Genomic DNA, 21766 nt, shown 5'->3' on the forward strand with positions numbered 1-21766 from the left:
CGCAAGCCGGCCTTCTTCTTTTTTTACCCCTCGAACCAGCTCAACACCCCGTCCAGCCCCGACACGTTGAGCGCATAACGCGTCTGCTGGCGCACCAGCGGCTTGGCGTGGTAGGCCACCGGAAAACCGGCCGCGGCCAGCATCTTCAGGTCGTTGGCGCCGTCGCCCATGGCGATGATCTGTTCCTGGGTGGCGCCATGGCGGCGCGCGAATTCGCGCAGGTGCATGGCCTTGGCGTCGGCGTCGAGGATGTCGCCCAGCACCTTGCCGGTCAGCACGCCGTTGTCGATCTCCAGCGTGTTGGCGTGCGCGCTGTCGAGCTTGAGGCGCTCGCGCAGGCGGTCGGTGAAGAAGGTGAAGCCGCCCGAGACCAGCAGCACCTTGATGCCGGCGGCCTGGGCCGTGGAGATGAGGCGTTCGGCGCCCGGGTTCAGGCGCAGCTTTTCCGCGTAGACCTGGTCCAGCGCCTCGGCCGGCACGCCCTCGAGCAGGGCGACGCGGCGCCGCAGGCTTTCGGCGAAGTCCTTGATCTCGCCGCGCATCGCGGCCTCGGTGATTTCCGAGACCTTGTCTTTCACGCCGACCACGCCCGCGATCTCGTCGATGCATTCGATGTTGATCAGCGTGGAGTCCATGTCCATGGCCAGCACCTTGCAGTCCGACAGCTTCAGCCCGGCGGGCAGGAAGGCGGTGTCGATGCCGCGGCCCTCGGCCCACGCCACGACCTCGGCGCGGGTGGACTCGTCGTGCTGCACGTCGAGCAGGCGGGCGGCGGTGGCGCTGATGCGCGCGATGCCCTGCGCCTGGGCCAGGGCCGCGAGCTGTTCCGCGTGTTCGGCGCTCAGGGCGGGGGATTGGACGACTAGGTGGTGGGTGGTCATGGGGTTCGGGTGATGGCTACGGTTACTTCAGGGCGCGCAGCACGGCGCGCACGGCGTCGACGCGGGCCGGCACCTGCGCGGCCTTGATCTCGACCCGTAATTTATCCTGTCCCGCCAGTTTGATGTGGCGCTGGCGCTGGACCAGCTCGATGATCCTGGCCGGGTCCACCGAGGTCTTGGCGCCGAACTGCAGCAGCGCCTGGGTTTCGCTGGCGTCGATCTTGACCACGCCCAGCGGCTGCGCCGCCAGGCGCAGGCGATGCGTGGCCAGCAGGGTCTGCGCGGCTTCGGGCAGCTTGCCGAAGCGGTCGATCAGCTCTTCCTGGATGTGGATCAGGTCGTCCTCGCCCGCGGCGTGCGCCAGGCGCTTGTAGATGCCCAGGCGGGCGTGCACGTCGGCGCAATAGTCCGAGGGCAGCAGCGCCGGCGCGTGCAGGTTGACCTCGCAGGCCAGGTTGAAGGGTGCTTCCAGGTCGGGTTCTTCGCCGGCGCGCAGCGCGCGCACGGCCTCGTTGAGCATCTCGTTGTACATGGAGAAGCCCACTTCCTGGATATTGCCCGACTGCGAGTCGCCCAGCACCTCGCCGGTGCCGCGGATTTCGAGGTCGTGCATGGCCAGGTAGAAGCCCGAGCCCAGTTCCTCCATTGCCTGGATCGCTTCCAGCCGCTTCTTGGCGTTGCTGGTGATGGCGTCTTCGCCGGGCGTCAGCAGATAGGCGTAGGCCTGGTGGTGCGAGCGCCCGACCCGTCCGCGCAGCTGGTGCAGCTGGGCCAGGCCGAAGCGGTCGGCCCGGTGGATCACGATGGTGTTGGCGCTGGGCACGTCGATGCCGGTCTCGATGATGGTGGTGCACAGCAGCACGTTGTAGCGCTGCTGGTAGAAGCCCTTCATCACCTGTTCCAGCTCGCGCTCGGGCATCTGGCCGTGGGCCACGGCGATGCGGGCCTCGGGCACCAGTTCTTCGAGGCGGGCGCGGCGGTTGTGGATGGTCTCGACCTCGTTGTGCAGGAAATAGCACTGGCCGCCGCGCTTGAGCTCGCGCAGCAGCGCCTCGCGCAGCGTGCTGCCGTCCTCGCGGCGCACGAAGGTCTTGATGGCCAGGCGCTTCTGCGGCGCGGTGGCGATGACCGAGAAATCGCGTATGCCTTCCAGCGACATGCCCAGGGTGCGCGGAATCGGCGTGGCCGTCAGGGTCAGCACGTCGACCTCGGCGCGCAGCGCCTTCAGCGCCTCTTTCTGGCGCACGCCGAAACGGTGCTCCTCGTCGATGATGACCAGGCCCAGGCGCTTGAACTTCACGTCCTTGGACAGGATCTTGTGGGTGCCGATGACGATGTCCACGCGCCCGTCGTTGATGCCCTCGATGGCGGCCGACACTTCCTTGGCCGAGCGGAAGCGCGACAGCTCGACCACCCGCACCGGCCAGTCGGCGAAACGGTCGGAGAAGGTCTGCGCGTGCTGCTCGGCCAGCAGCGTGGTGGGACAGAGCAGGGCGACCTGCTTGCCGTTGGCCACGGCCAGGAAGGCGGCGCGCAGCGCCACCTCGGTCTTGCCGAAGCCCACGTCGCCGCACACCAGCCGGTCCATGGGGCGTCCGGAGGTCATGTCGGCGATGACGGCCTCGATGGCGGCGGCCTGGTCGGCGGTCTCCTCGAAGCCGAAGCCTTCGGCGAAGGCCTGGTAGTCGTTGAGCGGCAGGTTGAAGGCGTAGCCTTCGCGCGCGGCGCGCTGGGCGTAGAGCGCCAGCAGCTCGGCGGCGGTGTCGCGCACCTGCTTGGCGGCCTTGCGGCGCGCCTTGTCCCATTGGCCCGAGCCCAGCTGGTGCAGCGGCGCGGCCTCGGGGTCGGCGCCGCTGTAGCGCGCGATCACGTGCAGCTGCGAGACCGGCACGTACAGCGTGCTGCCGCTGGCGTATTCGAGGTGGAGGAACTCCATCCCGCCTTCGCCCATGTCCATGTTGACCAGGCCGTGGTAGCGGCCGATGCCGTGCTGCGCGTGGACCACCGGGTCGCCCTCGCGCAGTTCGGACAGGTCGCGCACCATCGCCTCGACGTTGCTGGCACGCTCCTGGTCGCGCTTGCCGCGCCGGCCCGTGGCCGCCAGGCCCGGGTAGAGGTCGTTCTCGGTCAGGAAGGCCAGGTTGGCCTGGGGCAGCTGGAAGCCCGTGGACAGCGGCGCGGCGACGATGCCGAAATGCGCGTCCGAGGCCAGGAAGGCCTCGATGGCGTCGGGCTGCGCGTCCGGGGTGAGGCCGAATTCGTTCAGCATCTGCACCAGCGTCTCGCGCCGGCCGGCGGAGTCCGCGCACAGCAGCACGCGCGTCTGGCTGCCCGCCACCAGCGCGCGCAGCTTGGCGATGGGGTCGTCCGAGCGCCGCGCCACGCTGACGTCGGGGGCGGCGCGGAAATCCGGATGCGGCTGGCCGGAGCTGAGCGCCAGCCGGCAGAAGGCCTTCAGGCCGGCGTAAAGCGCCTCGTTGTCCAGGAACAGCGCCGAAGGCGGCAGCACCGGGCGTTCGCGGTCGCTTTTCAGAAAGCCGTAGCGGCTGGCGGTGTCCTGGTTGAAGCGCTGGATGGCGTCGTCGATGTCGCCGACGGTGACCGTGACGGTGCCTTCGGTCAGGTAGTCGAACAGCGTGGCCGTGTCCTCGAAGAACAGCGGCAGGTAGTACTCGACGCCGGCGAACGGAATGCCGTTGCCGATGTCCTTGTACGGCAGCGCGCGCGAGGGATCGCCCTCGAACACTTCGCGAAAGCGCGCGCGAAAACGCGTGCGCGCCTCGTCGTCCATCGGGAATTCGCGTCCCGGCAGCAGCTGCACCTCGCGCACCGGGTACAGGCTGCGCTGCGTGTCCACGTCGAAGCTGCGGATGGTCTCGATTTCGTCGTCGAACAGGTCCAGGCGGTAGGGCACCGCCGATCCCATGGGGAACAGGTCGATCAGGCCGCCGCGCAGGCAGAATTCGCCGGGCGCCGTCACCTGCGTGACGTGGTTGTAGTTGGCCAGCGTCAGCTGCGCGCGCAGCGCGGCTTCGTTGAGTTTGTCCTTCTGCCTGAAGGAAAAGGTGTAGGCCGCCAGGAACGCGGGCGGCGCCAGCCGGTACAGCGCGGTGGTGATCGGCACCGTCAGCACGTCCACCGATTTGGTCATCAGCGCGTGCAGCGTGTGCAGGCGTTCCGAGATCAGGTCCTGGTGCGGCGAGAACGCGTCGTAGGGCAGGGTTTCCCAGTCGGGCAGCTGGCGCACGCGCAGTTCGGGCGCGAACAGCTGGATCTCTTCGGCCAGGCGCTGGGCCTCGACCGGCTCGGCGGTCAGGATGACCAGCGGCGCCGCGGCCTGGCGCGCCAGGTCGGCCAGCAGCCAGGCGTCGCCGGAACCGGGCGGGCGCGGTTGCGCGTAGCGCGCGCCGGGCTTGAGCGCGGACAGGGTGGGAGCCGTGGCGGGGACGGGGGCGGCGAGAGTGGGGGAGGGCATCAGGCTGGCAGCAGGCATCAAGCGGAAGATTATAAAATCACCGCACCATGTCTGCCTCCATCATCGCAATCGTGCCTGCCGCCGGCGTCGGCGCCCGCGCCAGCCGGCCCGGACACGAAGCCGTGCCCAAGCAATATCGCCCCTTATCCGGCCAGCCCATGCTGCGCCACGCGGTGTCCGCGCTGCTGGCCGACGACCGCATTTCCCAGGTGCGCGTGGCCGTGACGCCGGGCGACGGCTGGGTGGACGCGGCGCTGGCCGGGCTGCCCCGCACCGTGTGGCGGGCCTGCGGCGGCGCGACGCGCGCCGACACCGTGGCCGGCGCGCTGGCCGACAGCGGCGTCGCCGACGACACCTGGGTGCTGGTGCATGACGCCGCGCGCCCGGGGCTGCCGGCGGCCGCGCTGGCCCGGCTCATCGACGCCTGCCTGGCCGATCCGGTGGGCGGGCTGCTGGCGCTGCCGGTGGCGGACACGGTCAAGTCCGGCGACGCGCGCGTGGAGCGCACGCTGGACCGCAACGGCCTGTGGCTGGCGCAGACCCCGCAGATGTTCCGCGCCGGCGTGCTGCGCGATGCGCTGACGGCGGCCTCGGTAAGCGGCGCCGCCGTCACCGACGAGGCCTCCGCGATCGAGGCGGCCGGCTATGCGCCGCTGCTCGTGCCGGGCGCCTTGCGCAACTTCAAGGTGACCTGGCCGGATGATTTCGAACTGATGGAAAAATGGCTATGAGCATTCCCTTTCGCGTCGGGCAGGGCTTTGACGTGCACGCCCTGGTCGAGGGCCGTCCGCTGATCATCGGCGGCGTCACGATTCCCCACACGCATGGCCTGCTGGGCCATTCCGATGCCGACGTGCTGCTGCACGCCATCACCGACGCGCTGCTGGGCGCGGCCGGCCTGGGCGACATCGGCCGCCACTTTCCCGACACCGACCCGGCCTTCAAGGGCGCCGACAGCCGCGTGCTGCTGCGCGAGGCGATGGCGCGGGTGCGCAAGGCAGGCTGGACGCCGGTCAACATCGACGCCACGCTGCACGCGCAGGCGCCCAAGATCGGCCCGCATGCGCCGGCCATGGTGAAGAACATCGCCGCCGACACCGGGCTGGCGGAAACCGAAGTCAACATCAAGGCCAAGACCAACGAAGGCCTGGGCTATCTGGGCAGGAAGGAAGGGATCGCGGCGACGGTCGTCGCGCTGCTGGCGCGGGCCTGACCCCGGAAGGGGCCAGGCTGCGCAGGGAGTACTAGGCGGCCGGGGAGCCGCCCGCGGGCCTTAGGCCTTGCCTTGGGCCGCCAGCGCCAGGGCGGCGGCGTTGACGACTGCGGCGATGCGGCCGACGTCGCGCATCTGTTCGACCGACAGGCCGTCGTTCTTCAGGTTCTCGTAGTGCGAAGCCACGCAGAAATGGCACTTGCCGATGATGGAGGCGGCCAGCGCGAACAGCTCGAAGCGCTTTTTCTCGACGCCGCCGTGGGTGGCGTAGGCGTTCATGCGCAGCTGCGCGGGCAGGCTCTTCAACTGGGCGTCGCCGGTCATTTCCACGTAGGGATACCAGGTGTTGTTCATGCCCATCAGGGACGAAGCGGTCAGCGCGGCGTTGGCGTCGGTTTCCGACAGGCCGCTCTTGAAGGCTTCGACCAGCGCCGGGCTGCGCGCGGCGAAAGCGGCCGACAGGGCGGCGCCGACGGCGTCTTCGGGCGCCAGGGTCGAACGGGCGATCACGGCGTCCAGATTCAGGCGGATGTCCTTGGCCCAATCCGGCAGTTGATCCTTAATGGTGGCGAGAAATTCCATAGTTTTTACCTATCATCTAGCGCAGTTAAAGCCCAGCGCGGGACCTGCTGGGCAGATCCCGGGCCGGGCTGGAAATTACAGCGTGGCGCCGCCAACCGAGCGGTTGCACGGGCACAGCTCGTCGGTTTGCAGGCCGTCGAGCAGACGCAGGACTTCTTCGGGGTTACGGCCGACGTTCAGGTTGTTCACCGAAACGTGCTGGATCGTGTTGTCCGGGTCGACGATGAACGTGGCGCGCAGGGCAACGCCAGCGCCCTTTTCACGCACGCCCAGCTGGTCGATCAGGGCGCCGGTGGTGTCGCCGAATTGGTAGTGACCCAGCTTGTTCAGGTCCGGGTGCTCACGGCGCCATGCCAGCTTGACGAATTCGTTGTCGGTGGAGCCGCCCAGCAGAACGGCGTCGCGGTCTTCGAAATCCTTGGCCAGCTTGTTGAAGCCGACGATTTCGGTCGGGCAAACAAACGTGAAGTCTTTCGGGTAGAAGTAGATCACCTTCCACTTGCCGGGGAACGAGCTTTCGGTGATGTCTTCGAATGCCGACACGCCGTTTTCTTCGTGTTGGTTGAAGCCGGGCTTGACGCCGGTGACCTTGAAGGGCTCGAGTTTGTCGCCAACAGTTTTCATGTTTACTCCCAGTTTGTCGGTGAAATTAAGGCACTGCCTCAAACCCCAAATTCTACGCTATGGATTGTCGTTGTCTAATTGATAATTCCTAAACTTGGCTTTGGGCAACTCTATCCGGGCGGTCAGGCCGCCGCCATCGCGGGCGAGCATGCGCAACGAGCCGCCCACGTGCTTGAGCAGGCGCTCGACGATGGCCAGGCCCAGCCCCGCGCCGCTGACGCCGGTGCGCGCCGCTTCGCCGCGCGAGAACGGCCGCAGCAGGCGGTCGACGTCCTCGGGGGCGATGCCGGGGCCGCGGTCGGACACCTCGATCGCGATCATGGCGCCGTCGGCCTGCAGCGTCATGGTCAGATGGGCCATGCCGTCGGGCGAGCGGCCATAGCGGCGGGCGTTCTCGATCAGGTTGCTGACGATGCGCTTGAGGTCCAGCGCCGTGATGCGGGCCCGCAGGCCCGGCTCCAGCGAGGCGTCCAGTTCGCCGCCCAGCGACGCGGTATGGCTGCGTTCGCGCTCGTAGAGTTCGGCCAGCACGGCGGAAATGTCGGTGGCCAGCTGCGGCAGCGTGCCGGCCGGGCGCGCGTACTCCATCAGCTGTCCGATACTGTGGTCGATCTGGCCCAGGTCTTCGTCGATGGCCTGGCGGGCGTCCTCGGACACGCCGCTCAGCTCGATCTCCAGCCGCATGCGCGCCAGCGGCGTGCGCAGGTCGTGCGAAATCCCCGCCAGCATCAGCTCCCGGTCGGCTTCCGCCTGTCTGAGATCCTTGGCCATGCGGTTGAAGGAAGCGTTCAGGTCGCGGATTTCCAGCGGCCCCTGCTCGGGCAGCGCGGCCGGCGTCTCGCCGCGCGAAAGCACCTGGGCGGCGCGCGCCAGCCGCGACAGCGGCCGGTTGACGAAGCCCACGCTGACCGCGGCTCCCACCAGAGACAGCAGCAGCGCCGTGGCGCCCCAGCCCAGCCATTCGATCCCGCCCGTCAGGCCGATCTGCTCGCGCTCGAATACCAGCCAGTACAGGTCTTTCTCTATCTGGAAGCTGACCCAGAAGCCGGGCACCTGGTTCACGCCCCAGGCGATCTGCGTCTCGGGGCCGAAGCGCGTGCGGATGTGCTGGGCCACGCGCTGCCAGTAGTCGTCGTCGGGCAGGGCTTCGGCGAAGTCCGTGACCTCGCGCGGATAGACCTGGATGCCTTCGTTGGTGGCCAGGTCCAGCAGCAGCTTGCTGCGCTCGTCGTTATGGGAATAGATCAGCGCGGTGCGCGTGATATTGACGGCCGTGATCACCCGCTGCGCCATTTGATTGGCGCGCGGTCCCAGCTCCATGCTGAAGAAGACTTGTAGCCACGCGCCCAGGCTGACGAGCATCAGCGCGGCGAGCAACAGGAACGTGCGGCCGAACAAGCCGAGCCGCAAACGTGAAGTCAGGTTCCTGAAGGTTCTGCGCAAGCGGGGCACGAGGCTGCGCTCCTGCCCGGGGCGGGCGAGCCGGTCAGCTGCCACCGTCCGGCACGAACACGTATCCCAGGCCCCAGACGGTCTGGATGAATACGGGCTTGGACGGATTCGGTTCGATCAGCTTGCGCAGGCGCGAGATCTGGACGTCGAGGCTGCGGTCGAAGGCCTCGTATTCGCGGCCGCGGGCCAGCTCCATGAGCTTGTCGCGCGACAGCGGGATCTTCGGGTGGCGCGCAAACACCTTGAGCACCGAGAATTCGCCCGTGGTGATGGGGACTTGTTCGCCGTTGCGCGTGAGCGTGCGGGTCGACAGGTTCAGCACATAGGGGCCGAACGCGATGGATTCGTTCTCCTGGCTGGGGGCGCCGGGGTGTTCCTCGGTGCCGCGGCGGCGCAGGATCGCATTGATCCGCGCGAGCAGTTCCCGGGGGTTGAACGGCTTGGACAGGTAATCGTCCGCGCCCATCTCCAGGCCGACGATGCGGTCGATCTCTTCCGCCTTGGCCGTCAGCATGATGATGGGGGTATTGTCATGGCCACCGCGCAGCCGGCGGCAGATGGACAGGCCATCCTCACCGGGCAGCATCAGGTCCAGCACGAGCAGGTCGAAATGCTCGCGTTGCCAGAGCTTGCCCATCTCTTTCGCGTCTTCGGCAACGAAAACGTTGAATCCCTGCTCGGACAAATACCGGCGCAGCAGATCGCGCAAGCGCGGATCATCGTCGACGACGAGGATTTTTCGGGTGGGGGTGGTGTTTTGCGTATTCATGGCCGGAAATGTAACAGTGGCAAGAACCAGCGGCTAGTGGGCGTTCACAAGATATTACACATTGCGATCCATGGTTGAAATCCCCCTAATAACCGGGGGCGGAGCCGCCGTATTTCGTACAATCTGCATCTATGGAACTAAACCTGCTGGCCCTGGAAACCTCTTCGTCCCGCTGCGGCGTGGCCCTCTTGCGCGCGGCCGACGGCCGGGTGGAGGTCAGCGTCAGGGAGCACGAGGGCTCCCAGGAGCACGCGGAACGGCTTTTGCCCATGGCCAGCGAGCTGCTCGCGGCCAGCGGGCTGGCCCCGGACGCCCTGCATGCGGTGGCCTTCGGCCAGGGGCCGGGCGGCTTCACGGGGCTGCGCGTGGCCTGCGGCGTGGCCCAGGGCATGGGGCTGGGGCTGGGCATTCCGGTGTTACCCATTGTCTCTCATATGGCGGTCGCCGCCCAGGTGGACGCGACCCCCGCCGACGCCATCGTGGTGGCGCTGGACGCCCGCATGAATGAAGTCTATCTGGCCGTGTACCGGCTGGACGGGGCGGACGGCGAAGCTGGCTGGGATACCCTGCAGGCGCCGCTGCTGATCGCGGCGGCCGAGGTCGCGCCCTGGACCGAACATCATCTGCCCGGCTGGTCGGCGCGCGCGGGCCGCCCGCTGAACGCGGTGCTGGCCGGCGACGCCTGGGACGCCTACGCGGCCGACATGGCGGCGCCCGCGGACTGGCGCCGCGCCGCCGGCGCGCAGCGGCCCGAGGCGGCCAGCGTGGCGCGCCTGGCGCGCCAGGGCTGGCTGCGCGGCGAGGCCGTGGCCCCGGAACTGGCCGCGCCGCTCTACGTGCGCGACAAGGTGGCTTTCACCACCGCCGAACGCCTGCGCGGCGAGGGCGGCAATCCCAAGGCCCGGCCCGCGCTGGCGCCCGGGGTGCCGCAGCCCATGACCGACGCCGACCTGGACGAGGTGGTGGCGCTGGAGGCGCACGTGCAGGCCTTTCCCTGGACCCGCGGCAATTTCGCCGACGCGCTGGCGGCCGGCTACGGCGCCTGGGTGCTGCGCCGCGAAGGCCGGCTGGCGGGCTTCTGCATCGTCATGCACGCGCCCGACGTGGCGCATCTGCTGGTGATCGCGGTGGACAAGGCGCTGCACCGCCAGGGCCTGGGCGGCCTGCTGCTGGACTGGTGCGAGCAGCAGGCGCGCGAACACGGACTCGAAGGCGTGCTGCTGGAAGTGCGCCCCTCCAATGCATCGGCCGTTTCTTTCTACAAGCGCCACGGCTACCTGCAGATCGGCGTGCGCCGCGGCTACTATCCGGCCGAGAAGGGCGGACGCGAAGACGCCCTGGTCATGCAGAAGCGTATTGCGGCGGCGGGAGCGGCCGCATGATGCCGCCCGTCGCGCCCCGGCCGCCCAGCGTCAATCCGCTGCAGCGCTTCTGGCTGCGCGAGATCGGCATGGAACGTTTGTGGCTGCGCCCGGCGCCGGCCGCCGAGCGGCCCGCGCCCCAGCCCCAAGTCCCTGTTTCCAAACCGGTTTTGCCGGCCGAAGCGCCCGCCGCGCCCGCAAGCGCGCCGGCGCCGGCCCGCCCGGCCGCGGCCGAACCCGCAGCGCCGCCCGCGACCGGGCGTCCGGGCATTCCGGCTTCCATCCTGAACCGCAGCGGCCCGCCGCCGCGCCCGGCGCCCAAGGTGGCCGAGGAAGCGCCGCCGCCCGCGCCGATTCCGGTGGCCGAGGCCGTCCGCAACGCCAGCCTGGACGAAATGCGCGAACAGGTCGTGGCCTGCGAGGCCTGCGGCCTGTGCAAGGGGCGCCGCAACGCGGTGTTCGGCCACGGCGGCCAGCCCACGCGCTGGCTGGTGGTGGGCGAGGCGCCGGGCGAGCAGGAAGACCGGCAGGGGCAGCCCTTCGTGGGCCGCTCGGGCCAGCTGCTCGACGCCATGCTGTCGGCCGTGTCCATGAGCCGCGAGCGCGACGTCTTCATCACGAACGTGATCAAGTGCCGCCCGCCCGGCAACCGCAATCCCAAGCCCGAGGAAATCGCCGCCTGCAGCCCGTACCTGATGCGGCAGATCGCGCTGCTCAAGCCGCAGCGCATCCTGGTGCTGGGCCGTTTCGCGGCCCAGACGCTGCTGGGCACGGACGCCACCATCGGCAGCCTGCGCGGCCGCATCCATCAACTGAAGACCGAGGACGGCCAGCAGATCCCGGTCGTGGTCAGCTACCACCCGGCCTATCTGCTGCGCAGCCCCGCCGAGAAGGCGCGCGCCTGGCAGGACCTGAAGCTGGCGGCCCGCATGGACTGAGGCCGCCGGCCGCGCAGACAAAAAAACCGGGCGCCAGCCCGGTTTTTCTTTGCAGCGTCCGTATTCAGTGCGAGGAATCCAGCGCGCGGCCGTGGCCTTCCTGGCCGATCTGCTCATGCAGTTCGGGGTTGGCCTGCAGATTGCGCTTGCTCCAGCGCATGAACACCACCATCAGCACGGTGACCACGGTGCCGAAGATCACGATGATCAGGTTGATCGGCAGTTGCAGCCACAGCAGCAGGGTGTACATCGCCACCATGAGCAGGATGTTGAGCTGTTCGTTGAAATTCTGCACGGCGATCGAATGGCCGGCCGACAGCAGCACGTGGCCGCGGTGCTGCAGCAGCGCGTTCATGGGCACCACGAAGAAGCCGGCCAGCCCGCCGGTGATCAGCAGCAGCAGGTAGACGCTCCAGGGCGAATACACCAGCGGCATCAGCAGCACCACCAGGCCCATGGCGGCGCCGACGGGCAGCACGGCCAGCGCGCGGCGCAGCGGGATGCGGCCGGCCAGGATGGAGCCGACCACCGTGCCCAGGGCGGCCACGCCCATCAGCATCGAGGCCTTGTCCAGCTGGTATCCGAGGTGGCTGCGGCCCCATTCGATGACGATGAGCTGCAGCGTGGCGCCGGCGCCCCAGAACAGGGTCGTGACCGCCAGCGAGATCTGGCCCAGCTTGTCCTTCCACAGCACACAGACATAGCCCCAGAAGGTGCGGACCAGGCGGACCGGGTTCTTCTGCTGCGGCGGGTAGCGCACGTGGGTGTGCGGAATCATCAGGTTGCACAGCGCCGCCAGCAGATACACGAAGGCGATGACCAGGATCGCGGCCTCGGCCGGGGTGTGGACCAGGCTGCCGATGAACGAGTGGCTGAGCAGGGCGGCCGAGACGGAAGACGAAATCAGCAGGCCGCCCAGCACGGTGCCCAGGATGATGGAGAAGACCGTCAGGCCCTCGATCCAGCTATTGCCCTTGACCAGCATGGCCGGGGGCAGCATTTCGGTCACGATGCCGTACTTGGCCGGGGAATAGGCCGCCGCGCCGATGCCCACGATGCCGTAGGCGACACAGACGAGATAGGTCTGGTAGTGGGGCGGAATGCCGATATTGGCGTAGGAGAACATCAGCAGGCAGCCGCCCACCTTCAGCGCATTGGTGGAGAACATCACGCGGCCCTTGGGGAAGGAATCCGCCAGCGCCCCGACGAAGGCGGCCAGCACCACATACGCCAGCGCGAACGACCATTTCATCATGGGGGCCAGCCAGTCGGGCCCGTGCAGCTCCTGTATCAAGGCGATGGCTGCGATGAACAGCGCATTGTCCGCCAATGATGAGAAGGCCTGCGCGGCCATGACCAGATAGAAACCACGTTTCAAGAATGTCCCCGTGCTTGGGCCGGAGTCCGGCCGGTCCGCGTGAAAATTTTGTGTGTCGTGCCAAAAAGTGTCAGGGAGTATAGCCGGACGCCAGGCGGCGGCCATTGCGCGTTTGCCCGCGTGTTGACCGTTGCTAACGTTCTGGCCGGGGGCGCCTGCGGTATCATACGGACCATATGAGAGCCGGCCCTGAATGGGCCGGTTTGCAATCTGCGCGGCAGGTCCAGGTCCCCAGGTCCATTAACGCCTTTGGTTCAACCCCTCCGTCGTCACCCATCGTACTGTGCGTCTTACTCAGCTCAAACTCGCCGGCTTCAAGTCTTTCGTCGATCCCACCGTGATTCCCGTGCCCAGCCAGCTGGTGGGCGTGGTGGGTCCCAATGGCTGCGGCAAGTCGAACATCATCGACGCCGTGCGCTGGGTGCTGGGCGAGGCCAAGGCCTCGGAGCTGCGCGGCGAGTCCATGCAGGACGTCATCTTCAACGGCTCGGGCAACCGCAAGCCGGCCGCCCGGGCCTCGGTGGAAATGGTGTTCGACAACAGCGAAGGGCGCGCCGCCGGCCAATGGAGCAGCTACGCCGAAATCGCCGTGCGCCGCGTCCTGACCCGCGACGGCACCAGCAGCTACTTCGTCAATAACCAACAGGTCCGCCGCCGCGACATCCATGACATCTTCCTGGGCACGGGCCTGGGCGCCCGCGGCTACGCCATCATCGGCCAGGGCATGATCAACCGCCTGATCGAGGCGCGCCCCGAAGAACTGCGGGTGTTCCTCGAAGAGGCGGCCGGCGTGTCGCGCTACAAGGAACGCCGCCGCGAGACCGAGAACCGCCTGTCCGACACCCGCGAGAACCTGACCCGGGTCGAGGACATCCTGCGCGAACTCAACAGCCAGCTCGAAAAGCTGGAGGCGCAGGCCGAAGTGGCCACGCGCTACCGCGAGCTGCAGGCCGACGGCGAAAAGAAGCAGCACGCGCTATGGCTCCTGAAGGAAACCGGGGCGCGCGAAGAGCGCGCCCGGAAGGCCCAGGAAATGGCGCAGGCCCAGAACGAACTGGAAGCCGCCATCGCCGGCCTGCGGGCGGGCGAGGCGGCGCTGGAGTCGCGGCGCCAGGCCCATTACGCGGCCAGCGACGCGGTCCACACGGCCCAGGGCGCGCTGTACGAAGCCAATGCCCAGGTCAGCCGCCTGGAGGCCGAGATCCGCCACGTGGTGGATTCGCGCAACCGCCTGCAGGCGCGCCGCGAGCAGCTGCAGCAGCAGATCGGCGAATGGACCGCCCAGCGCGAACACTGCACCGAGCAGATCGCCCAGGCCGAGGACGACCTGGCGACCGGCGCGGCCCGCACCGAAGAGGCGCGCGCCAAGGCCGAGGACGCCCAGGCCGCGCTGCCGGCCATCGAACAGCGCGTGCGCGAAGCCGCCTCCGGACGCGACGAGATGCGCGCCGCGCTGGCCCGGGTCGAGCAGAACCTGGCCCTGGTCGCCCAGACCCAGCGCGACGCCGACCGCCAGATGCAGTCCCTGGAGCAGCGCCGCGAACGCCTGCAGCAGGAACTGCGCGAACTGCACAGCCCCGACCCCGTGCGCCTCGAACAGCTGGCCGGCGACCGCCTGGCCGGCGAGGACCAGCTCGAGGAAGCCCAGCAGGAACTGGCCGCCCTGGAAGGTCGGGTGCCGGAAGCCGACGCCGAGCGCAGCCGCGCCCAGGCCGCCGCCCAGACCGAGGCGCAGAACCTGGCGCGCCTGGAGGCCCGCCTGTCGGCGCTGGTCAAGCTGCAGGAAGACGTGCAGAAGCAGGGGGCGCTGGAGCCCTGGCTGGCCAAGCACGAACTGGCCGGCCTGGCGCGCCTGTGGCAGAAGCTGCACGTCGAGCCGGGTTGGGAAACCGCCCTGGAGGCCGCCCTGCGCGAACGCATGGCCTCCATGGAAGTGCGCAGCCTGGACTGGGCCCGCGCCTTCGCCGAGGACGCGCCGCCGGCGCGCCTGGCGTTCTATCAATTGCCCGTGGCCGCGCCCACGCCGCCGGCCCCGGCCGGGCTGACCCCGCTGGCCAGCCTGCTGCGCATCACCGATCCCGACCTGCGCACGCTGCTCAACGAGTGGCTGGGCGGCGTTTACACGGCCCCCGACCTGACTCAGGCCCTGGCCATGCGCGCCAGCCTGCCGGCCGGCAGCGCCTGCGTGGTCAAGGCCGGCCACCTGGTCGACGCGCACAGCGTGCGCTTCTACGCGCCGGACTCCGAGCAGGCCGGCCTGCTGGCCCGCCAGCAGGAAATCGAAAACCTGCAGCGCGAGATCAAGGCCCAGCAGCTCATCGCCGACCAGGCGCGCGCCGCGGTGGCCCGCGCCGAGGCCGGCTGGCAGCAGGTGTCGCAGGCCATCGCGCCGGCGCGCCAGCGGGTCGCCGAGGTCACCCGCCGGGTCCATGACATCCAGCTCGAACATTCGCGCCTGCAGCAGCAGGCCGAACAGTCGGGCGAGCGCGCCTCGCGCCTGCGCCAGGACCTGGAGGAAATCAAGGTCCAGGAAGAAGACCTGCGCGCCACCCGCGAAGAGGCCGAAGCGCGCTTCGAGACGCTGGACGAGGAACTGGCCGAGCACCAATCCCGCTTCGCCGACGCCGAAATGGACGGCGAGACCCTGGCCGCCCAGGCCGAGGCCGCCCGCAACGCCCTGCGCGAGCTGGAACGCGCCGCCCAGGAAGCCGAATTCGCCGAACGCAGCATCCAGGTCCGCATCACCGAGCTGCAGCGCAACCAGCAGCTGGCCGCCGACCAGAGCCAGCGCGCCAGCGTCGAACTGGAACAATTGCAGGACGACCTGGCCGAACTGGACGCCTCGGCGTCCCAGGCCGGCCTGCAGGACGCCCTGGAAGTGCGCGCCGAGCGCGAGGAAGCGCTGTCGCGCGCGCGCCAGGAGCTCGAAAACCTCGCGGCCCTGCTGCGCGGCGCCGACGAAGAGCGCATGCAGCAGGAGCAGACCCTGGAACCGCGGCGCGCCCGCATCATGGAATTGCAGCTGCAGGAACAGGCCGCCCGCCTGGCCGAAGAACAGTTCACCGAGCAGCTCAACGCGCGCGAAGTCGACCGCGAGGCCCTGGCCCAGGAACTGGCCAACCAGCCCGACGAATGGCGCCGCGCCAGCTGGCTGCAGTCGGAAGTCGGCCGCATCTCGCGCCAGATCGAGTCGCTGGGCTCGGTCAACCTGGCCGCGCTGGACGAACTCAACACCTCGCGCGAGCGCAAGGGCTTCCTGGATTCGCAGCACCAGGACCTGATGACCGCCATCGAGACCCTCGAGGACGCCATCCGCAAGATCGACCGCGAGACCCGCGAGCTGCTGCAGGAAACCTTCAACGTCGTCAACGGCCACTTCGGCGAGCTCTTCCCCAAGCTGTTCGGCGGCGGCGAGGCCAGGCTGACCATGACGGGCGAGGAAATCCTCGACGCCGGCGTGCAGGTCATGGCCCAGCCTCCGGGCAAGCGCAACAGCACCATCCACCTGCTGTCCGGCGGTGAAAAGGCCCTGACCGCGACCGCCCTGGTGTTCGCGCTGTTCAAGCTCAACCCCGCGCCGTTCTGCCTGCTGGACGAGGTGGACGCGCCGCTGGACGACGCCAACACGGAGCGCTACGCGAACCTGGTCGCCAACATGAGCGAGCAGACCCAGTTCCTGTTCATCTCGCACAACAAGATTGCGATGCAGATGGCCAAGCAACTGATCGGTGTAACCATGCAAGAGCAGGGGGTTTCGCGTATCGTTGCGGTAGATATAGATTCGGCCGTCCAGATGATGGCCTCCGAAGCGGCATAAACCAATACTAAGAAGGGCGCCGGGCGTTTCGGCGCGGGATTGATACATGAGTGATTTGCAGATCGGGCTGATTGCCCTGGGCGTCCTGCTGATACTGCTGGTGCTGGGATTCAACTGGTGGCAGGACCGGCGCGTGCGGCGCAGGATGCAGACCCATTTCCCGGCCTCCGAGCAGGACCCCCTGCTGGGGGCGGGAGCCGCCGCGGGCGGCGCGGCCGCGGCGCGGCGTGAACCCGGCATGGGCGGCGAGCCCGCGCGCGCCCAGCCCGGCCAGCCGGCCCCGGTCGATCCGGGCACGGACGCCGACGACACGGTCGAGCCGGACCCCGCCTGCGAGGTCGTGATCGAAATCAACTTCGCCGAACCGGTGCGCGGCGCCGAGCTGCTGCCCTACATGCAGAGCCTGCGCCACGTGGGCCGCAAGCCCATGCGCGTGTTCGCCGAGACCGACCAGCGCCGCCACCGCGCGCACATCCACGCCGACGAATCCTATGCCTCGATGCAGCTGGCCGTGCTGCTGGCCAACCGCAGCGGTCCCCTGACGGCCATCGAGTGGTCGCAGGCCTGGGCCCGCGCCCAGGACATGGCCGAACGCTTCGACGCCACCATCGAAGGCCCCGACCAGCAGGCCGTGCTGGAGCAGGGCGCCCGCCTGGACGATACCTGCGCCGCGCTGGACACCCAGGTCGGCCTGACCCTGCTGCTGGGCACGGCCCAGCCGGCCGCCGAAGTGCTGGCCGTGGCGCGCGAGATCGGCTTCGTGCCGGACGGCAACCGCCTGGCCTGGCCGGCCGAGAACGGCGTGGCCCGCTTCACGCTGGCGCGCGCCGACGGCGCCGCCTTCGACGCGGGCATGGGCGGCATCGAACGCCTGTACCTGCTGCTCGACGTGCCCTGCAGCCCGGCCGACAGCCGCGCCTTCGGCCGCATGGTCGACGTGGGCCGCGACCTGGCCGCGCGCCTGCGCGCCGAACTGGTCGACGACCAGGGCAAGCCGCTGGCCGAGGGTTCCGAGACGGTCATCGACGAACGGCTGCAGGTGCTGTTCGGCCAGCTGGAGCAAGCGGGCCTGCCCGCCGGCAGCGAACGCGCCCAACGGGTCTTTGCGTGACCCCCCCGAAGCGCTGCGCGCTTCCCCCCCAGGGGGGCGCCGCAGCGGACCGGCAGAGCCGGCTCCGCGCGGCCCCGCGCTCACGTTGACGCGTCAGGTGTTTTGGGCGGTTCGCGGCGTTATGGATAACTGAAATGAAAAGCTCTTCCGGTGAAAGCGCGGCGCAGGCCGCCGCGCGCCTGCGCGCAGAAATCGAACAGCACAACGTCCGCTACTACGTCTACGACGAGCCCTCCATCTCGGATGCCGAGTACGACGGGCTGATGCGCGAACTGCAGGCCCTGGAGGCCGAGCATCCCGAACTGGTCACGCCCGAGTCGCCCACCCAGCGGGTCGGGGCCGCGCCGGTGTCGGCCTTCGGCGCCGTGCGCCACGCGGTGCCCATGCTGTCGCTGGGCAATGCCTTCGACGAGGAAGACGTGCTGGCCTTCGACCGCCGCGTGACCGACACGCTGCGCGGCGCCGGCCTGCTCGGCCCGGCGCAGCAGGCCGATTATTTCTGCGAACTCAAGCTCGACGGGCTGGCCATCAGCCTGCGCTACGAGGACGGCCGCCTGGTGCAGGCCGCCACCCGCGGCGACGGCCAGACCGGCGAGGACGTCACCTCCAACATCCGCACCATCAAGGCGATCCCGCTGCAGCTCAAGGGCCCCGCCCCGAAAGTGCTGGAAGTGCGCGGCGAGGTGCTGATGAACCGCGCCGACTTCGTCAAACTCAACGAAGCCCAGGCCAGGCGCGACGAGAAAGTATTCGTCAACCCGCGCAACGCGGCCGCCGGCAGCCTGCGCCAGCTCGATCCGCGCATCACCGCCAAGCGCCCGCTGCGCTTTTTCGCTTACGGCTGGGGCGAGGTGCATGGCCTGCCAGGCTCGCAGGGCGGCCTGTTCGCCGAGGCCTCGGCCGGCGCCGCCGAGACCTCGCAGCTGCCCGAGAAGTCCCACGGCGCCATGCTGGACTGGCTGGCCTCGCTGGGGTTGCCGGTCAACGTGAAGCACAACCACCGCGCCACCGGCGCCGAGGGCCTGATGGCCTTCTACGCCAAGGTCGGCGCGCTGCGCGCCGAACTGCCCTACGACATCGACGGCGTGGTCTACAAGGTCGATTCGCTGCCGGCGCAGAAAGTGCTGGGCTTCGTGGCGCGCGCGCCGCGCTTCGCGCTGGCGCACAAGTTCGCCGCCGAAGAAGCCACCACCACGCTGCTGGACATCGAGGTCCAGGTCGGCCGCACCGGCGCCATCACGCCGGTCGCCCGCCTCAAGCCCGTGTTCGTCGGCGGCGTGACCGTCACCAACGCCACGCTGCACAACGAAGACGAAATCCGCCGCAAGGACGTGCGCATCGGCGACACGGTCATCGTGCGCCGCGCGGGCGACGTGATACCCGAGGTGCTGGGACCGGTGCTCGACAAGCGCCCGGACGACGCCCGCGAATTCGCCATGCCCACGGCCTGCCCGGTCTGCGGCTCGGCCATCGAACGCCTGGAAGGCGAGACCATCGCGCGCTGCACCGGCGGCCTGTTCTGCGGCGCCCAGCGCAAGCAGACCCTGTGGCACGCCGCCAGCCGCAAGGCGCTGGACATCGAAGGCCTGGGCGAGAAACTGGTGGACCAGCTGGTCGACAGCGGCCGGGTCAAGACCCTGGCCGACCTGTACAGCCTGCGTCCGCTCGAACTGGTGGGGCTGGACCGCATGGGCCAGAAGTCCGCCGACAACCTGGTCGCCGCCATCGAAAAGGCGCGCACCCCGAGCCTGTCGCGCCTGCTGTTCGCGCTGGGCATCCGCCACGTGGGCGAAACCACGGCGCGCGACGTGGCGCGCCATTTCGGCAGCATCGACGCCATCATGGACGCCGATGAGGAAGCCCTGTCCGCCGTGCCCGACGTGGGCCCGGTGGTGGCGGCCTCGATCCGCCATTTCTTCGCCGAGCAGCACAACCGCGACGTGATCGGGCAATTGAAGGCCCAGGGCGTGAACCCCGTGGCCGAGGCCGCGCCGCAAGGCACCACGCTGGCCGGCAAGACTTTCGTGCTGACCGGCACCCTGCCCAACTGGACGCGCGAAGAGGCCTCCATGCATATCCAGGCCGCCGGCGGCAAGGTCAGCGGCTCCGTGTCCAAGAAGACCGCCTACGTGGTGGCCGGCGAGGACGCCGGCAGCAAGCTCGCCAAGGCCCAGGAACTGGGCGTGGCGGTGCTGGATGAGGACGGGCTGAAGGCGTTGCTGGGGATGGGCGGTTAGATACTGCTGCGCGGCATGGCGTTGCGGATCGCGACGGCCGCGCGCTGCAGCGTCGGCAGGTAATGGGCTTTCAGTTCATCCGGCGACCGGGAGCCCAGCACCATGCTGATGCTCAGGCCGGCCACCGCCCGGCCCTCGTGGTTGTAGAGCGGGACCGCGACGCCGGCGAAGCCGTCCACCAGTTCGCTCACCGAAATGCAGTAGCCGTCCTGGCGCACCTGCCGGATCAGCTTGCGCAGCGCGCTGCGCGAGACGGTCGTGTACGGGGTCAGCCGTTTCAGGTCGGCGCTTTCCAGGTATTCGTCCAGTTGCTCGTCGTCCAGCGTCGACAGCAGCGTCCGGCCCAGCGAGTGCGCATAGGCGGGCAGCCTGCTGCCGACCGACAGGTCCAGCTTGAGCAGTCGGGGCGCTTCCTCGCGCGCAAGAAACACCACGTGCTGCCGGTCCAGCACGCCCAGCGAACATGTTTCCCCCACGCTGTGTGCGACCTCCTGCATGGTCGCGCGGGTCAGCTTCGGCAGGCTCAATGACGCGAAATAGGCGTAGCCCAGGTCCATGACCTTGGGGGTGGGCGAGAAATTCCTGCCGTCCTGGCGCACATAACCCAGCTTTTCCAGCGTCAGCAGGATACGGCGCGACGCCGCCCGCGTCACGGACAGGTGTTCCGCCGCTTCCTGGACGGTGACGCTCGCCACGCCGGTGGCGTAGATCTGCAGCAATTGCAGCCCGTTGGCCAGGCTGTCGAGAAACTCCTCTTTCCTTTCTTTCGGTGGCGCCAAGATCGTGTCCATGTGGTCGGCAATCGTGTTTTGGTCAGATCTCGATTGTAGTTTGACATTCGCCGCATTCCCCATAAAATGAGTTTTAGCGAACAATTGTTCGTTAAATAGATGGGTGCGACACGCCCACGAACCTTTGGAGGAATGCCATGCGCAGGAGACTATTGCGCGCCTTTGGCGCGTTCGCATTGGCGTCCGTCGCCGCCGCGGCCGGTCCGGCCGCGGTTGCCGCAGACGCTTTTCCCAGCAAACCCATTCGTTTCGTGGTGCCCGCCGCCGCGGGCGGACCCACCGAAATCGTCACGCGGCTGCTGGCCGAGCGCATGACCCAGAGCATGGGCGTGTCCGTCATCGTCGAGGCCAAGCCGGGCGCCGGCGGCAACATCGGCGCGGACGCGGTCGCCAAGGCCGCGCCGGACGGCTACACCATCCTGATGGGCACGATCGGCACCAACGCGATCAACCAGACGCTCTACAAGAGCATGCCGTTCCAGCCGCAGAAGGACTTCGTGGCGGTGACGCAGGTGGTTTCGTATCCGCTGGTCGTGGTGGTGAACCCCAATCTGCCGGTCCGTTCGGTGGCCGATCTCATCGCCTACGCCAAGGCCAACCCCGGCAAGCTGAACCGCGCCTCGGGCGGAAGCGGCACGTCCATGCACATGTCGGGCGAACTCTTCAACGAGATGGCCGGGGTGAAGATGCAGCACATTCCGTACAAGGGCAGCCTGCCCGCGCTGACGGACGTGATCGGCGGACAGGCGGACGTGGCCTTCGACAGCCTGGTCATCGCCCAACCCCTGATCAAGTCCGGCAAGCTGCGCGCCATCGCGGTCACCGGCCCCGAACGCTCGCCGGCCGCGCCCGACCTCCCCACGGTCGCCGAAACGCTGCCGGGATACGCCATGACGTCGTGGATAGGCGTGTTCGCTCCCGCCGGCACGCCGCGGCCGGTGGTGAACCGCCTGCAGCAGGAAATCGCCAAGGCGCTGGCCGACCCGCGCGTGCGCGAGCAGCTGAAGTCGCAGGCGGCGGAGCCGGTGGCCAGCACGCCGGACGAATTCGCCCGCTTTACCGCCGAGGAAACCAAGAAATGGGCGCCCGTCGTCAAGGCGTCCGGCGCGTCGGTTTCCTGAACCCCAAAACGAGGAG

17 protein-coding genes are annotated in these 21766 nt (G+C 68.8%); 9 read left to right on the top strand and 8 right to left on the bottom strand.

What is annotated here, in order from left to right; genetic code table 11:
* Positions 1–23: 23 nt before the first annotated feature.
* Together serB and mfd are read right to left on the bottom strand one after the other, a co-directional pair.
* Positions 24–881, bottom strand: a complete 858-nt coding sequence (gene serB / locus C1I89_RS20210) for a phosphoserine phosphatase SerB (RefSeq protein WP_102774355.1) — start codon at positions 879–881, stop codon at positions 24–26.
* A 22-nt stretch (positions 882–903) separates the two neighbouring features.
* Complete coding sequence (mfd, locus tag C1I89_RS20215) at positions 904–4374, bottom strand: transcription-repair coupling factor (RefSeq protein ID WP_181391008.1); 3471 nt, start codon at positions 4372–4374, stop codon at positions 904–906.
* Positions 4375–4403: 29 nt separating this feature from the next.
* Between mfd and ispD the strand changes: the two genes are divergently transcribed.
* Positions 4404–5087, top strand: coding sequence for a 2-C-methyl-D-erythritol 4-phosphate cytidylyltransferase (gene ispD, locus C1I89_RS20220; protein WP_102774356.1), 684 nt, complete (start codon positions 4404–4406; stop codon positions 5085–5087).
* Positions 5084–5569, top strand: coding sequence for a 2-C-methyl-D-erythritol 2,4-cyclodiphosphate synthase (gene ispF, locus C1I89_RS20225; protein WP_102774357.1), 486 nt, complete (start codon positions 5084–5086; stop codon positions 5567–5569). Before ispD ends, ispF begins: the two co-directional genes overlap by 4 nt.
* 60 nt (positions 5570–5629) lie before the next feature.
* On the opposite strand, the gene C1I89_RS20230 is transcribed toward ispF, so the two are convergent.
* The 4 genes from C1I89_RS20230 to risA form a co-directional block, all read right to left on the bottom strand.
* Positions 5630–6151 carry a carboxymuconolactone decarboxylase family protein gene (locus tag C1I89_RS20230; RefSeq protein WP_102774358.1) on the bottom strand — a complete coding sequence of 174 codons (522 nt, stop codon included), beginning with the start codon at positions 6149–6151 and terminating at the stop codon, positions 5630–5632.
* 75 nt (positions 6152–6226) lie between these two features.
* The gene (locus C1I89_RS20235) at positions 6227–6775 is read right to left on the bottom strand and encodes a peroxiredoxin (RefSeq protein ID WP_003813886.1); all 549 of its coding nucleotides are present in this window, start codon (positions 6773–6775) and stop codon (positions 6227–6229) included.
* A 57-nt stretch (positions 6776–6832) separates the two neighbouring features.
* Positions 6833–8227, bottom strand: a complete 1395-nt coding sequence (risS, locus tag C1I89_RS20240) for a sensor histidine kinase RisS (RefSeq protein WP_181391009.1) — start codon at positions 8225–8227, stop codon at positions 6833–6835.
* Positions 8228–8261: 34 nt separating this feature from the next.
* The gene (gene risA / locus C1I89_RS20245; protein WP_006393425.1) at positions 8262–8936 is read right to left on the bottom strand and encodes a response regulator transcription factor RisA; all 675 of its coding nucleotides are present in this window, start codon (positions 8934–8936) and stop codon (positions 8262–8264) included.
* Here risA and C1I89_RS35350 point away from each other — a divergent pair.
* The 3 genes from C1I89_RS35350 to C1I89_RS20255 are packed head-to-tail and all read left to right on the top strand — an operon-like array spanning position 8838 to position 11295.
* On the top strand, positions 8838–9074 hold the full coding sequence (locus tag C1I89_RS35350) for a hypothetical protein (RefSeq protein ID WP_258231495.1): 237 nt from the start codon (positions 8838–8840) through the stop codon (positions 9072–9074). The two genes, risA and C1I89_RS35350, sit on opposite strands and share 99 nt — an antisense overlap.
* Positions 9075–9127: 53 nt before the next feature.
* Positions 9128–10378, top strand: coding sequence for a tRNA (adenosine(37)-N6)-threonylcarbamoyltransferase complex dimerization subunit type 1 TsaB (gene tsaB / locus C1I89_RS20250; protein ID WP_102774360.1), 1251 nt, complete (start codon positions 9128–9130; stop codon positions 10376–10378).
* On the top strand, positions 10375–11295 hold the full coding sequence (locus C1I89_RS20255; protein ID WP_102774361.1) for a uracil-DNA glycosylase: 921 nt from the start codon (positions 10375–10377) through the stop codon (positions 11293–11295). The genes tsaB and C1I89_RS20255 overlap by 4 nt, the downstream gene beginning before the upstream one ends.
* A 64-nt stretch (positions 11296–11359) precedes the next feature.
* Here C1I89_RS20255 and lplT read toward each other — a convergent pair whose 3' ends face one another.
* The gene (gene lplT, locus C1I89_RS20260; protein ID WP_102774362.1) at positions 11360–12673 is read right to left on the bottom strand and encodes a lysophospholipid transporter LplT; all 1314 of its coding nucleotides are present in this window, start codon (positions 12671–12673) and stop codon (positions 11360–11362) included.
* Between the two features lie 283 nt (positions 12674–12956).
* Between lplT and smc the strand changes: the two genes are divergently transcribed.
* The 3 genes from smc (at position 12957) to ligA (ending at position 19838) form a co-directional block, all read left to right on the top strand.
* On the top strand, positions 12957–16490 hold the full coding sequence (gene smc / locus C1I89_RS20265; protein WP_102774363.1) for a chromosome segregation protein SMC: 3534 nt from the start codon (positions 12957–12959) through the stop codon (positions 16488–16490).
* A 46-nt stretch (positions 16491–16536) separates the two neighbouring features.
* Positions 16537–17601, top strand: a complete 1065-nt coding sequence (locus C1I89_RS20270) for a cell division protein ZipA C-terminal FtsZ-binding domain-containing protein (protein ID WP_102774364.1) — start codon at positions 16537–16539, stop codon at positions 17599–17601.
* Positions 17602–17735: 134 nt separating this feature from the next.
* On the top strand, positions 17736–19838 hold the full coding sequence (ligA, locus tag C1I89_RS20275; RefSeq protein ID WP_102774365.1) for an NAD-dependent DNA ligase LigA: 2103 nt from the start codon (positions 17736–17738) through the stop codon (positions 19836–19838).
* Here the strand turns inward: ligA and C1I89_RS20280 are convergent.
* On the bottom strand, positions 19835–20629 hold the full coding sequence (locus C1I89_RS20280) for an IclR family transcriptional regulator domain-containing protein (protein WP_102774366.1): 795 nt from the start codon (positions 20627–20629) through the stop codon (positions 19835–19837). The genes ligA and C1I89_RS20280 overlap by 4 nt on opposite strands.
* 137 nt (positions 20630–20766) lie before the next feature.
* On the opposite strand from C1I89_RS20280, the gene C1I89_RS20285 reads away from it, so the two are divergent.
* Complete coding sequence (locus C1I89_RS20285) at positions 20767–21750, top strand: Bug family tripartite tricarboxylate transporter substrate binding protein (protein WP_102774367.1); 984 nt, start codon at positions 20767–20769, stop codon at positions 21748–21750.
* Positions 21751–21766 lie beyond the last annotated feature (16 nt).

This window comes from Achromobacter pulmonis (genome assembly GCF_002885955.2).
GTDB lineage: Bacteria > Pseudomonadota > Gammaproteobacteria > Burkholderiales > Burkholderiaceae_B > Achromobacter > Achromobacter pulmonis_A.